Here is a 12,680-nt window from a genome sequence, read left to right as displayed (position 1 = left end):
ATTATTAAATGTCAAAAGAAGAACCACAATTACAAGTTGTTTTTGCTTGAGGATTACGAATAATAAATTTTGATCCTTCTATATTTTCAATATAATCAATTATACTTCCAAATAAATATTGCATGCTAATTGGATCTATTATAATAGAACATTCGAATAAGTTAATTATTATATCTTTTTTATTAATTATTTCATCTAACATAAATTCATATTTAAATCCGTTACATCCCCCTCCAACTATAAATATTCTAAAATTAATTTTTTTATTATTTTTTTTTGAAATAAAACTTTTTATTTTATTAGTAGCTATTTTTGTAATTTTTATTGGTGGATTTATTAAATTATTTTTCATTTTATAATATATTAAATAATATTACATATTTTAGAATATAATCTTGATTTATAACGTGAAGCTTTATTTTTATGTATTAAACCACGATTTACTTGTTTATCAATAATAGATTGCATTTGTTTAAATTCTTTTTGTATTAAATTTTTATTTTTTGTTAATAATGCATTTTTTACTTTTTTTATAAAAGTACGTAACATTGAACGATAACTTATATTATGTTTTCTTTGTTTTTCAGATTTAATAATTCTTTTCTTAGATGATTTAATATTAGCCATTTCATATCCTTTAATAATTAATTTGATTTTTACTATAAAACAAATATAATTTTTAAAATAATCTAAATTTTATTTTAGTATATCTAAAAAATTAATTTTAATAAAATTAATTTTTATTAATTATATTTTTATTTTAATTTCAATATTAATATATATTATATATTCATTAAAATTTTTATAAATAATATATTTATTATTAAGTAATTTTTTATAAATTATACATATACATATATTTTTTAAGGAAATATTTATAATATGAAAAATAAATTTAATTTAAATTTACCAAAAACTAAATTTCCGATGAAAGCAAATCTTTCTATTAATGAACTAATTATATTAGAAAAATGGAAAAAAGATAATTTATATCAAAGAATACTTAATTCTAAAAAAGAAAATAAAATATTTATTTTACATGATGGTCCACCATATGCTAATGGAGATATACATATTGGTCATGCTTTTAATAAAATTTTAAAAGATATTATTATTAAATCAAAAAATATGGATGGATATAATTCTCCATTTATTCCTGGATGGGATTGTCATGGTTTACCTATAGAACAAAAGGTAGAACAAAAATTAAAAATATTAAATAAAAATTTTTCTAAATCTCAATTAAGATTAGAATGTAGAAAATATGCATTAAAACAAATAAAAAAACAAAAAAAAGATTTTATTAGATTAGGAATTTTAGCTGACTGGAAAAATCCATATTTAACTATGGATTTTAAAACAGAGGCTAATATTATTAGAACATTTAGTAAAATATTACAAAATAATCATATATATAAAGGAGAAAAACCAGTACATTGGTGTATTTCTTGTTGTTCTTCTTTAGCCGAAGCTGAAGTAGATTATATAAATAAAAAATCATTATCTTTATATATTAAATTTAAAATTATTGATACTAATTTTATTAAAAATTATTGTAATATAAAAAATAATCTTAATATTTCGCTACTAATATGGACAACAACACCATGGACAATACCTGCTAATAAAGCTATAGCAATACATCCTAATATTATTTATCAATTAGTTAAAATTAATAATGAAATCATAATTATTGCTAAAAATCTAGTTAAAAATATAATGCAAAAAGCCAAAATAATATTTTGGAATATATTAGGAGAAATAAAAGGTAGTTCTTTTAAAAAAATTTTTTTATATAATCCTATTAATAATAATGTTTCATCATTAATTATTACTAATTATATTTCAGAATACTCAGGTACAGGAATTGTTCATATTGCTCCAAATCATGGTTTAGATGATTATAATATATGTAATAAAAATAATATTAAAGGAGTAAATATAATTAATAAGAAAGGATTTTATATTAAAGGAATTCATCCTAATTTAGATAATGTTAATATATTTAATTCTGAAAAAATAATTCAATTAATTTTATTTAAAAATAATTCATTATTTTTATCAGAAAATTACTTACATAGTTATCCTTATTGTTGGCGTCATAAAATACCTGTAATTTTTAAAGCTACACCTCAATGGTTTATTAGTATGGATAAAAATAATCTTAGAAATTTAGCGTTAAATGCAATAAAGAAAGTATCATGGATACCTAATTGGGGATTTAATAGAATGCATACTATGTTAATTAATAGACCAGATTGGTGTATATCTCGCCAACGTTTTTGGGGTATACCAATACCATTATTTATAAATAAAAAAACACAAAAAATACATGATAATTCTATTAATTTTATAGAATCAATAGCAAAAATTATAGAAAAAAAAGGTATACAATCATGGTGGGATTTAGATAAAAAAGATTTTTTAGGTATAGATGCAAATAATTATGAAAAAGTATTAGATGTATTAGATGTTTGGTTTGATTCTGGATCTACTTATAATTCAGTAATTGAAAATATAAAATACTTAAATAAAAAAAAAATTGATATGTATTTAGAAGGATCTGATCAATATAGAGGTTGGTTTATTGCTTCCTTAATAATTTCTACGTCAATAAATAATCAATCTCCTTATAAAACAGTAATTAGTCATGGATTTACTGTAGATAGTCAAGGTAAAAAAATGTCTAAATCTTTAGGAAATATTATTCATCCACAAAAAATAGTAAATTCATTAGGTAGTGATATACTAAGATTATGGGTAGCATCAACTGATTATTCTAATGAAATTTGTATTTCTGAAAATATTTTAAATAAAACTACAGAAATTTATAGAAGAATTCGTAATACAGCAAGATTCTTATTAGCTAATTTAGATGGATTTATTCCTGAAAAAGATATATTAAAAGCAGAAAATATGTTGATATTAGACAAATGGGCTGTAAATAAAGCTAAATTAATACAAAATAATATAGTAAGTAATTATAATAAATATAATATTAAAAATGTAATAAAGGAAATAGTACAATTTTGTTCCATAGATATGGGTTCTTTTTATTTAGAAATTATTAAAGATAGACAATACACCTTTAAAAAAGATAGTATAGCTAGATTAAGTTGTCAAACTGCATTATATTTAATAATTGAAGCTTTAGTAAGGTGGATTGCTCCTATATTATCTTTTACAGCAGATGAAATTTGGAATTATATTCCTGGTACGAAATCAAAATATGTATTTACAGAAGAATGGTATTCTGGATTATTTGAATTATCTTCATATGAAATTATGAATAATAATTATTGGAATGATTTATTTAAATTTAAAATAGAAGTAAATAAAATTATTGAACAAGCAAGAGAAAAAAATATTATAGGTAGTTCTTTAGAAGCTAATATTATTTTATATTTAAATAAAAATATTTATACAAAATTATTATTATTAAGTAATGAATTACGTTTTTTTTTATTAGTTTCTTCTATTACTATTATACAATCTACAAAAAATTATAATAATACATTAATAAGTAAATTTAAAATTACAAAAGCTATAGGAAAAAAATGTTCAAGATGTTGGTATTATTATATAGAACTTACAAATAATATTTGTTACCGTTGTATAAAAAATATTAAAGGTAATGGTGAAACACGTTTATTTATTTAATACTAAATATTGTTTAAATAAAATTTATGAAACAATTTAAAATGAATAATTTTATAAATATAATAATTATATGGATAATCCTATCCATTGATTTAATTAGTAAATTTTTTATTTTTAAATATTTACATTTATATAAGTCGTATTATATTAATTCTTATTTAAATTTATATTATATCAATAATTATGGTATAATACTAGGAATGTTTTGTAATCATAAATATAATTTAATTATTTTATTTATTAATATTTTAGTTTTAATTTTATTTTATTATATAAATATAAGAAAAAAATCTATTAATTTTATTAATAGTTTAATTATTGCTGGATCATTAGGAAATTTTATTAATCGAGTTATTAATGGTTTTGTTATAGATTTTATTGATGTACATATAGGTAATTTACATTATCCTATTTTTAATTTAGCAGATATATCAATATTTATTGGTATAATATTTTTAATTATTAAATATATGTTGTATAGAACTTAAATTTTAAAATTATTATTTTAATAATAATTATATTTATAAATAGGTTGTGATAAAATGAATAATAAAATTCGTTTAGCTATATCTGGTATTAATGGACGTATGGGAAAAACTTTATTAAAAATTATAAATCAAGATAAATATAATTTTACTTTAAATGCAGTTTTAGAATCTAAAAAATCTTTAAATATTAATACTAATATTAAATATATATCTAAAAATATATTATATAATTTAAATATAAAAGATAATATTATGGATATAATTAATGATTTTGATACGTTAATTGATTTTACAAATCCAAAAGCAACATTAAAATATGTTAATATTTGTAATCAATATAATAAAAATATCGTAATTGGAACAACTGGTTTTTCTGAAAAAGAAAAAATAGAAATAAAAAAATTATCTAATAAAATTGGAATTGTTATGTCATCTAATTTTAGTACAGGAATTAATATATTATTTAAAATATTAAAATATATGTCTAAAATTTTTAATAAACAAAACAATACTTTAAATATTGATATTATTGAAAAACATCATAAAAACAAAATAGATTGTCCTTCAGGAACAGCAATATCAATGAAAAATATTATTCAAAAATTTTTTAATCACAAAAATTCTCAAAAAGTTAATTGTCATTCTATAAGAGCTGGTGATATTTATGGAGAACATCAGATAATTTTTTCTTCTATAGGAGAACAAATTGAATTAATACATAAAGCTTCTAATAGAATACCTTTTGCAACGGGAGCCATACAAGCTGCTATATGGATTTCTCATTTTAAGAAAAAAGGAATATATGATATGTGTGATGTATTAGGATTATAAAAAATATATATTATTATGTTTTTAAAAATTATTTATAATCGTAAAAAATCTATATGATAAATTTTTGTTAATTTAAACGGATGATATTGAATATCTGAAATTTTAACTCTAATTAGTTCGTTTTTTTCATTTATTAATTGTATTATTTTATATTTATTATTTAATAAATCATTATTTATATTTAATAAATCTTTACTATTAATAAAAATAGGTATTTCTTTTTTTTTATTTCCATATATTATTGCTGGTATTTTATCATTGATCCGTAATAATTTATTTGATTTTTTTCCTGTTATTTTTCTTTTAAAAATTTTTATTTTATTCATTTTTTTCTCAAATAATTATTTATAAAACTTAAATTTAATATAATTTTTTTGCTGTATCTAATAAATCACTTTTAAAAACTCTTTGCATTTTTTTTATTGCATAAATAATATCATGATGAACCATTTTATCATTTATAACTCCTACGCATCTACCACCATATCCTTTAGATAATAATTCTACTGAATAAGCACCCATACGAGAAGCTAAAATACGATCATAAGCAACAGGAGATCCACCTCTTTGAATATGACCTAAAACAGTAGTTCTTGTTTCTCGTTTTATTTTTGTTTCAATAAATTTTGCTAATTTATTAATATTACAAATATATTCTGTTATCAACACTATAGCATGCTTTTTACCTTTGTCTATTCCTAATTTAATTTCGTTAACTAAATCATTTTGATTATAAATAATTTCAGGTATAACAATAAATTCGCATCCTCCAGCAATAGCAGCTGCTAAAGTTAAATCTCCACAATATCTTCCCATTATTTCTACTATTGATATACGTTGATGAGATGAAGAAGTATCCCTTAAACGATCAATAGCTTGAACAATAGTTTCTAATGCTGTAAAATATCCAATACTATAATCTGTTCCTGCTACATCATTATCAATTGTTCCTGGTATTCCAATACATGGAAATCCCATTTCTGTCAAAGATTTTGCACCCATATAAGAACCATCACCACCAATAACTACTAAAGCATTAATACCATAATATTCCATATTTTGAATTGCTAATTTACGTATTTTAAAATTTTTAAATTGAGGAAATCTTGCTGAACCCAAAAAAGTTCCTCCTCTATTAATAATATCTGATACACTATGTCTATTTAATTTTTTTATATTATTTTTATATAAACCTAAATATCCGTCATATATTCCAAATACTTCAATATTATTACCTATTGCTGTTCTTACAACTCCACGAATAGCAGCATTCATTCCTGGAGAATCACCACCACTAGTAAGAATACCTATTTTATTAATCATTTAAATCTCATTATTTTAAATTTAAAATTAATCTATTAATTTTTAAAATATCCTTTATATTTTTTAGAAACAATAGAATATGGATCTTGATGTATTATAATATCTGAATTAGGAAATTTTTTATTTAAAGCTATTTCTATTTGTTCTGCAATATAATGTGATTCTAATAGAGGTAAATAATCATCTAATACTAAATGTAATTGAATAAAACGTGTTGGACCTGATTTTCTGGTTTTTAATTGATGTGCACCTTTTACTCCTGGCCATGAACTAATTAAATTAATTATTATATTTTTTTCTGTATTAGGTAAAGCTCGATCTAATAATGATTGAATAGCTTTATATCCAACTTTAAATGCATTATAAAAAATAAATAAACTTATTATTAATGCTATTATTGAATCTGCTCTATGTATTCCATAATTATTTAAAAATAAAGCAATTAAAATAGCACTATTAATTAATATATCTGATTCATAATGTATCATATCAGCATGTGTTGCTTGACTATTTGTTTTATGGATAACCTTTCTTTGAAATAAAACTAATATTAAAGTTAAAAAAAATGAAATTATTATTACTAATATTCCAATTACTGGATAATGCAGTTTTTCAGGATTTGATAAATATTTAATACTATTCAAACACAGAAATAAAGTAGTACTTGAAATAAACATACTTTGTGCTAAAGCTGATAATGCTTCAGCTTTACCATGACCAAAAGTATGATCTGAATCCGCTGGTTGTAAAGAATAAAATACAATAAATAAATTAATTGTTGAAGAAGTAATATCTACTAAAGAATCAATACAAGCAGCTAACATACTAATAGATTTTGTATACCACCAAGCCCATATTTTTAATATTAATAATGTTAAAGATAGTAAAATAGCTAAACTTGTTGCTTTAGTAACTAAATTAGTATATTGATTTTTTTTAATTATTTTTTTAACTTTAACATTCATGTTTATTTTCATCCTTATTAATTTTATAAGTTTTATAGATTAAAATTAATAAATATTATTATAATTATAGTTTACTTTAACATTAATATTTATTCTATAATAAATATGTTAAATTAAAAATTTTGTTTAAATAAATTATTAAAATTTAAAATTAATTATATAAATTAACTTATAAAATATAAAAATAAAATGAAAAAATTTGATGAAAAAACTTTTGAAGGAATGATATTTATTTTACAAAAATATTGGTCTAAACAAGGATGTTGTATCCTACAACCAATTGATACTGAAGTTGGTGCAGGTACTTCACATCCAATGACATGTTTATATGCTATAGGTCCTGAAATTAAAAAAATTGCATATATACAATTATCTAGAAGACCTTGTGATGGCAGATATGGACAACATCCTAATAGATTACAACAATATTATCAATTTCAAGTTATAATGAAACCACCTCCAAGTAATATTCAAGAATTATATTTAAAATCATTAAAAGTATTACGATTAAATTTTATTGAAAATGATATTCGTTTTGTAGAAGATAATTGGGAAAATCCTACATTAGGAGCTAGTGGAGTAGGATGGGAAATATGGATAAATGGAATGGAAATAAGTCAATTCACATATTTTCAACGAATTGGAGGTTTATCATGTAATCCAGTTACAGGAGAAATTACTTATGGTTTAGAACGTTTAGGTATGCATATACAACAAGTAGAAGATATTTTTAATTTAGTATGGAGTCAAAATAAAAATAATTTAGTAACTTATGGTGATATTTTAAAACAGAATGAATTAGAACAATCTGATTATAATTTTAATTATGCTAATATTGAATTTCTTATAAATTGTTTTCAACATTATGAAAAAGAAGTTACATTTTTATTAAATTTAAAAAATCCATTAATCTTTCCAGCTTATGATAAAGTTTTAAAAGCTTCTCATTGTTTTAATTTATTAGAATCTCGTAGGTTTTTATCTAATACTGAAAGACAAAGATATATTTTGAAATTAAGAAATATGACTAAATTAGTAGTTAAAAAATATTATAATTATATTAAATAACCTTAAAATAGGAAATATTATTTATTATGAAAAAAGAAACTTTATTATTAGAAATTAGTATAGAAGATATTCCTTCTAAATATTTATTAAAAACAGTAAAAATAATTTTTATTAATTTTAAAAATGAATTAAAAAAAAATCATTTTTTATATAAAAAAATTATATGGTTTGCTACTTCTAGAAGAATTACAATTCAAGTATATTATTTAAATATAATACAAATAGATTATATATTTAAAATAAAAGGACCAAATATATCTAATTATAATAAAGATCTATTATCAATAGATATTGTAAAATACTGGATTAAAAAATATCAAATTGAAGATACAAATAAAATTCTATTAAAAAATAATTATTTATTTTATAATAAACAAGTTAAAGGAGTAAATATTAAATATTTATTAACAAAAATGATAATAAATTCTTTAACTAATTTTTCTATGCCTAATTTAATGTATTGGAATATTAAAAATAAATATAGTCTAAAATTTATTAGACCTATAAGAAAAATAACAGTTTTTTTAGGAAATAAAAATATAAAAATTAATATTTTAAATATAAAATCTAGTAAAATCATAAATGGACATCGTTTTATGGGAAAATCTAAAATTATTTTAGATCATGCTAATCAATATGAAAAATATCTTTTAGATAAAGGAAATGTTATTGTTGATTTTTTTAAACGTAAAAATAAAATATTAAATAATATAAAAAAAATTGCTTATTCTTTAAATGGATCAATAAATTTATCTTCTAATTTTTTAGATGAATTAACGTCTATGGTAGAATGGCCAGTTATATTATCAGCTTCATTTAATTCTAAATTTTTATTTTTACCATATGAAATATTAGAATATATTATGATAAAATATCAAAAATATATTCCTTTATATGATACAAACCATAATCTTTTACCAAATTTTATTTTTATATCGAATGTTGAATCTCATGATAATAATTTAATTATCAAAGGAAATGAAAAAGTAATTAAATCAAGATTTGAAGATGCACAATTTTTTTTTAAAACTGATTGTAAAAAAAAATTTGAAGAATATTTAAATGATTTAAAAAACATTATTTTTCAAAAAAATTTAGGTAATTTATTAGATAAAACTATACGTTTAAAAAAATTATCTAAATATATAGCAATTAAATTAAAAGCTAATATAAATAATTGTATTAGAGCTAGTGAACTATCTAAATGTGATTTAGCTACAACAATGGTTCAGGAGTTTCCTGAATTACAAGGTATTATTGGTATGTATTATGCAAAATATAATGGAGAAAATATAGATGTTTGTATCTCTATAAAAGAACAATATCAATATAAATTTAATGATAAAATACCTAATAATTTAACTTCTTGTGTATTATTTTTATCAGATAAAATTGATACTTTAGTTGGTATTTTTGGACTTTCTTTATTTCCTAAAAGTAATAAGGATCCATTTGCATTAAAAAGAATTACATTAGTAATAATAAAAATTATTATTAATAATAAATTAAATTTAAATTTATTAAAATTAATCAAAAAATCTATTTCTTTATATAAAATAAATTTTATTAATAGTAACATTATTAATGATTTAATGAAATTTATAATTAATAGATGTAAAAATTGGTATATATCACTAGGATATGAAAAAAATATTATTCAAGCTGTTTTAACAAATATTATTAATAAACCATTAATATTAGATATAAAAATAAAAACATTAAGTCTATTTTTTAAAAATGAAAAAAAACAGAGTAAACTTTTAATTGATACTTATAAAAGAATAAATAAAATTTTATTAAAAAATCAATCTTTTATTTATGAAAAAATAAATGTTGTTCTTTTAAAAGAAAAAGAAGAGATTATATTATATAATCATTTATTGAAACTATCTAAAATTTTTTTATTAAAAATAAAAAATAATGAATATTATAATATTCTATTAATATTATCAGAATTATATTATCCTATAAATAATTTTTTTAAAAATGTAATAGTAAATATTAATAATATAGAAATAAAAACAAATAGAATTACTCTACTTAATAAAATTAATAATTTTTTATTAAAAATAATTAATATTGAGCAATTATATTAATTTTAGTTGTTTTAATATTTTTTCTATTATAATTTTATTTTTATCGGAAATTGGAGTCATAGGTAATCTCATTGTATCATTATATATTAATCCAATTCTTTTAGCAGCCCACTTTATAGGTATTGGATTAGGTTCTATAAATAATTTATTATGTAAATTTATTAAATGTTCATTTAATATCTCTGCTTTTTTCCATTGATTTTTTTTTATATAATCACAAAATTTACTCATTTCTAAAGCAGCAATATTAGCTGTAACAGAAATAATTCCATGACCACCTAATTTCATAAATTCTAAAGCAGTTGAATCATCTCCACTAATTAAATAAAAAGAATCATGAACTAATCTTTTAATTTGATATATACGTGATAAATTTCCAGTTGCTTCTTTGACACCAATTATATTTTTTATTTTAGATAAACGTCCTATTGTTTTTGGTAATAAATCACAACCAGTTCTAATTGGAACATTATATAATATTTGTGGTAATTTAGTATTATTTGCAATAGTTTTAAAATGTTGATATAAACCTTCTTGTGTAGGACGATTATAATATGGAGTTACACTTAAACATCCTATAATTCCTGAATTTTCTAATTTTGATGTAATTGATATACATTTTGATGTTGAATTAAAACCTGTTCCTGCTATAATGGGAATTCTATTTTTTGCAAAATCTATTGCTAACATTATAATTTTTATATGTTCATTATAATTTAATGTGGCAGATTCACCTGTAGTACCCATAACAACTATAGCTTTTGTACCATTATTGATATGGTACTCAATAATCTTTTTTAAACTTATTTTACAAATATTACCTTTAATATCCATGGGTGTTATAAGTGCTACAATACTTCCGGTGAACATTTTAAATAATCCATTTAAAATAAATAATATTATTATACTAAAAAATTTTTAAAAAATAAACTGAAATAATTAATTCATCTAATTAAAATTTTATTTTTTCTTTAAAAACTTTTCAATTTTTTTTTTAACATTTAAAATACAATCAGTATTATCTATTTTAATATAAAAAAATTTTTTATTTAATGATTTCTTAATATAGTAATGAATTAACGGTTTTGTTTTTTTAGTATATTGTTTTAAACGATTAATAATTGTTTGTTTATTATCATCTGTTCTAATAATTAAATTTTCTCCTGTTATGTCATCTTTTCCTGGTATTTTAGGTGGATTAAAAGTTATATGATATGTTCTTCCGGAAGATTCATGAATCCTACGACCAATTATTCTTTCTATAATTTTATTTTCTGGAATGTGTAATTCTATTACTTTATCTATATTTATATTTTCTTTTTGTAATATATTTGCTTGTAAAATATTTCTAGGATAGCCATCTAATAAAAATCCTTTTTTACAATCTTGATTTAATAATCTTTCTTTAATAATTTTGATTATTATCTTATCTGGTAACATTAAACCACAACTAATAATTTTTTTTATTTGTTTAGATAAAAAAGAATGATTATTTATAATATAATTACGTAATATATTACCCATACAAATATTTGATAAATTATATTTCTCTGATATAAATCTAGCATAAGTTCCTTTACCTGATCCTGGAGGACCTAATAAAATTATACGCATAATAATAAGTTTCTCAAATTATTTTAAAAAAAATTAAAATATTTTTTTTCAAACATAATGATTTTGTTAATATTTTTCATAGTTAGATCTATTTGATCTAAATCACTTATAATATATTCTTTTAAAAATTTATTAATTTTAAAATTAAAAGATTTCATACCAGCAATAATTTTTTTAGATTCTAAATCTACAATAAAAGAAATACCAGGTTGATTCTGTACTATAAAAAATAGTTCATTAATAATAATTTTATCTAAAATTATTAATAATAATTTGTTATTTATTGCATTATTATAAAATATATCAGCATAACTAGATGCAATAATTGTATGAAATCCAAAATCTATTAATGACCATGGTGCATGTTCACGTGATGAACCACAACCAAAATTATCTCTAGTAAGTAAAATTGTAGCATTTTTAAATTTTTTTTTATTTAAAATAAAATTTGGATTAGGAATATATCCATCATCATCAATGTATCTCCAATTATGAAATAAATGATTACCAAATCCTATTTTTTCATTTTTTTGTAAAAATTGTTTTGGTATAATTACATCTGTATCGATATTTGATATATCAAAAGGAGCAACAATACCACTATATTGTAAAGAATAATTTTTCATTTTTATATT

The 12,680-nt window shown here is 19.5% G+C and carries 13 protein-coding genes; 5 read left to right on the top strand and 8 right to left on the bottom strand.

Annotated features, from left to right (window positions below; genetic code table 11):
• Window positions 1-4 precede the first annotated feature (4 nt).
• Window positions 5-352 carry an iron-sulfur cluster insertion protein ErpA gene (gene erpA / locus GJT83_RS00345; protein ID WP_168892488.1) on the bottom strand — a complete coding sequence of 116 codons (348 nt, stop codon included), beginning with the start codon at window positions 350-352 and terminating at the stop codon, window positions 5-7.
• Between the two features lie 11 nt (window positions 353-363).
• Window positions 364-627: a 30S ribosomal protein S20 gene (rpsT, locus tag GJT83_RS00340; RefSeq protein WP_168892487.1), complete on the bottom strand. Its 264-nt coding sequence runs from the start codon at window positions 625-627 to the stop codon at window positions 364-366.
• 255 nt (window positions 628-882) lie between these two features.
• Between rpsT and ileS the strand changes: the two genes are divergently transcribed.
• Genes ileS through dapB form a run of 3 tightly spaced genes read left to right on the top strand, consistent with a single transcriptional unit; the run spans window position 883 to window position 4,979 of the window.
• On the top strand, window positions 883-3,660 hold the full coding sequence (gene ileS / locus GJT83_RS00335; protein WP_168892486.1) for an isoleucine--tRNA ligase: 2,778 nt from the start codon (window positions 883-885) through the stop codon (window positions 3,658-3,660).
• A gap of 26 nt (window positions 3,661-3,686) precedes the next feature.
• Window positions 3,687-4,148 (top strand): signal peptidase II, encoded by a 462-nt coding sequence (gene lspA, locus GJT83_RS00330; RefSeq protein ID WP_168892485.1) that lies wholly within the window; start codon window positions 3,687-3,689, stop codon window positions 4,146-4,148.
• Between the two features lie 54 nt (window positions 4,149-4,202).
• Window positions 4,203-4,979 (top strand): 4-hydroxy-tetrahydrodipicolinate reductase, encoded by a 777-nt coding sequence (gene dapB / locus GJT83_RS00325; RefSeq protein ID WP_168892484.1) that lies wholly within the window; start codon window positions 4,203-4,205, stop codon window positions 4,977-4,979.
• Between the two features lie 32 nt (window positions 4,980-5,011).
• Here dapB and rplY read toward each other — a convergent pair whose 3' ends face one another.
• From rplY to GJT83_RS00310, 3 genes are read right to left on the bottom strand one after another with little or no spacing between them, the layout of a single operon-like run.
• On the bottom strand, window positions 5,012-5,305 hold the full coding sequence (rplY, locus tag GJT83_RS00320) for a 50S ribosomal protein L25 (RefSeq protein ID WP_168892483.1): 294 nt from the start codon (window positions 5,303-5,305) through the stop codon (window positions 5,012-5,014).
• A gap of 34 nt (window positions 5,306-5,339) precedes the next feature.
• The gene (pfkA, locus tag GJT83_RS00315; RefSeq protein WP_168892482.1) at window positions 5,340-6,302 is read right to left on the bottom strand and encodes a 6-phosphofructokinase; all 963 of its coding nucleotides are present in this window, start codon (window positions 6,300-6,302) and stop codon (window positions 5,340-5,342) included.
• Between the two features lie 35 nt (window positions 6,303-6,337).
• Complete coding sequence (locus GJT83_RS00310) at window positions 6,338-7,267, bottom strand: cation diffusion facilitator family transporter (protein WP_168892481.1); 930 nt, start codon at window positions 7,265-7,267, stop codon at window positions 6,338-6,340.
• A 189-nt stretch (window positions 7,268-7,456) separates the two neighbouring features.
• Between GJT83_RS00310 and glyQ the strand changes: the two genes are divergently transcribed.
• On the top strand, window positions 7,457-8,335 hold the full coding sequence (gene glyQ, locus GJT83_RS00305) for a glycine--tRNA ligase subunit alpha (protein ID WP_168892480.1): 879 nt from the start codon (window positions 7,457-7,459) through the stop codon (window positions 8,333-8,335).
• 26 nt (window positions 8,336-8,361) lie between these two features.
• On the top strand, window positions 8,362-10,431 hold the full coding sequence (glyS, locus tag GJT83_RS00300; RefSeq protein ID WP_168892479.1) for a glycine--tRNA ligase subunit beta: 2,070 nt from the start codon (window positions 8,362-8,364) through the stop codon (window positions 10,429-10,431).
• Here glyS and dapA read toward each other — a convergent pair.
• From dapA to leuD, 3 genes are all read right to left on the bottom strand, one after another.
• Window positions 10,423-11,301, bottom strand: coding sequence for a 4-hydroxy-tetrahydrodipicolinate synthase (gene dapA, locus GJT83_RS00295; protein ID WP_168892478.1), 879 nt, complete (start codon window positions 11,299-11,301; stop codon window positions 10,423-10,425). The two genes, glyS and dapA, sit on opposite strands and share 9 nt — an antisense overlap.
• A gap of 90 nt (window positions 11,302-11,391) precedes the next feature.
• Window positions 11,392-12,045, bottom strand: coding sequence for an adenylate kinase (adk, locus tag GJT83_RS00290; RefSeq protein ID WP_168892477.1), 654 nt, complete (start codon window positions 12,043-12,045; stop codon window positions 11,392-11,394).
• 23 nt (window positions 12,046-12,068) lie between these two features.
• Window positions 12,069-12,671: a 3-isopropylmalate dehydratase small subunit gene (leuD, locus tag GJT83_RS00285; RefSeq protein ID WP_168892476.1), complete on the bottom strand. Its 603-nt coding sequence runs from the start codon at window positions 12,669-12,671 to the stop codon at window positions 12,069-12,071.
• Window positions 12,672-12,680 lie beyond the last annotated feature (9 nt).

The organism is Enterobacteriaceae endosymbiont of Plateumaris pusilla (assembly GCF_012562765.1).
In the GTDB taxonomy this organism is placed as follows: domain Bacteria; phylum Pseudomonadota; class Gammaproteobacteria; order Enterobacterales; family Enterobacteriaceae.
Note: the sequence above shows the minus strand (reverse complement) of the source record. Positions and strands in the feature narration are given on the sequence as shown.

Coding starts and splice junctions, on each gene's coding strand:
- erpA (WP_168892488.1), bottom strand. CDS start 352: ATGAAAAATAATTTAATAAATCCACCAATAAAAATTACAAAAATAGCT.
- rpsT (WP_168892487.1), bottom strand. CDS start 627: ATGGCTAATATTAAATCATCTAAGAAAAGAATTATTAAATCTGAAAAA.
- ileS (WP_168892486.1), top strand. CDS start 883: ATGAAAAATAAATTTAATTTAAATTTACCAAAAACTAAATTTCCGATG.
- lspA (WP_168892485.1), top strand. CDS start 3,687: ATGAAACAATTTAAAATGAATAATTTTATAAATATAATAATTATATGG.
- dapB (WP_168892484.1), top strand. CDS start 4,203: ATGAATAATAAAATTCGTTTAGCTATATCTGGTATTAATGGACGTATG.
- rplY (WP_168892483.1), bottom strand. CDS start 5,305: ATGAATAAAATAAAAATTTTTAAAAGAAAAATAACAGGAAAAAAATCA.
- pfkA (WP_168892482.1), bottom strand. CDS start 6,302: ATGATTAATAAAATAGGTATTCTTACTAGTGGTGGTGATTCTCCAGGA.
- GJT83_RS00310 (WP_168892481.1), bottom strand. CDS start 7,267: ATGAATGTTAAAGTTAAAAAAATAATTAAAAAAAATCAATATACTAAT.
- glyQ (WP_168892480.1), top strand. CDS start 7,457: ATGAAAAAATTTGATGAAAAAACTTTTGAAGGAATGATATTTATTTTA.
- glyS (WP_168892479.1), top strand. CDS start 8,362: ATGAAAAAAGAAACTTTATTATTAGAAATTAGTATAGAAGATATTCCT.
- dapA (WP_168892478.1), bottom strand. CDS start 11,301: ATGTTCACCGGAAGTATTGTAGCACTTATAACACCCATGGATATTAAA.
- adk (WP_168892477.1), bottom strand. CDS start 12,045: ATGCGTATAATTTTATTAGGTCCTCCAGGATCAGGTAAAGGAACTTAT.
- leuD (WP_168892476.1), bottom strand. CDS start 12,671: ATGAAAAATTATTCTTTACAATATAGTGGTATTGTTGCTCCTTTTGAT.